Annotated in this window: 1 protein-coding gene; it reads right to left on the bottom strand. The window is 60.1% G+C overall.

Annotated elements, in window-relative coordinates; translation table 11 throughout:
- Positions 1–3: 3 nt before the first annotated feature.
- On the bottom strand, positions 4–1,179 hold a 1,176-nt coding region (gene tuf, locus FGE21_RS19825; protein ID WP_139665118.1), incomplete at its 5' end, for an elongation factor Tu.

The raw sequence follows: 1,179 nt of genomic DNA, 5'->3' as shown, positions 1-1,179 counted from the left end.
AAATTACGCGAGGATTTTGGACACAACGCCCGCGCCAACGGTGCGGCCGCCTTCGCGGATCGCAAAACGCAGACCGTCTTCCATCGCAATCGGGGCGATCAGTTCAACTTCGAACTTCAGGTTGTCGCCCGGCATCACCATCTCGGTGCCCTCTGGCAGAGTAACCGTGCCGGTCACGTCGGTCGTCCGGAAGTAGAACTGCGGACGGTAGTTCGCGAAGAACGGCGTGTGACGGCCCCCTTCATCCTTGGTCAGGATATAGGCTTCGGCTTCGAACTTCGTGTGCGGCTGAACCGAACCCGGCTTACACAGAACCTGGCCACGCTCAACGCCTTCACGGTCAACACCGCGCAGCAGGGCGCCGATGTTGTCGCCCGCTTCACCACGGTCCAGCAGCTTGCGGAACATTTCAACACCGGTACAGGTGGTGGTGGTGGTGTCCCGGATACCAACGATCTCGATCGAGTCGCCAACGTTGATCACGCCACGCTCGACACGGCCGGTCACAACGGTGCCACGACCGGAGATCGAGAACACGTCTTCGATCGGCATCAGGAACGGCTGGTCAACAGCACGCGCGGGTGTCGGGATGTACTCATCCACGGCCGCCATCAGTTCCTTGATCTTCTCTTCGCCGATTTCCGGATCACGGCCTTCCATCGCCGCCAGCGCAGAGCCCGCGATGATCGGGATATCGTCGCCGGGGTAGTCGTAGGACGACAGCAGCTCGCGGATTTCCATCTCGACCAGCTCCAGGAGCTCTTCGTCGTCGACCTGGTCAACCTTGTTCATGAACACGACCATCTTCGGGATGCCAACCTGGCGACCCAGCAGGATGTGCTCGCGCGTTTGCGGCATCGGACCGTCGGCTGCGTTCACAACCAGGATCGCGCCGTCCATCTGCGCCGCACCGGTGATCATGTTCTTCACATAGTCCGCGTGGCCGGGGCAGTCGACGTGCGCGTAGTGACGGTTCTCGGTCTCATATTCCACGTGTGCGGTCGAGATCGTGATGCCGCGCGCTTTTTCTTCCGGTGCGCCGTCGATCTGGTCATAGGCCTGGAAGTCACCGAAATACTTGGTGATCGCCGCCGTCAGCGTGGTTTTACCGTGGTCAACGTGACCGATCGTGCCGATGTTGACGTGCGGCTTATTACGTTCAAACTTTTCCTTAGCCAT

Source organism: Phaeobacter sp. B1627 (genome assembly GCF_006265095.1).
Classification (GTDB): Bacteria; Pseudomonadota; Alphaproteobacteria; order Rhodobacterales; family Rhodobacteraceae; genus Epibacterium.
This window is presented reverse-complemented; position numbering and strand designations above follow the sequence as displayed.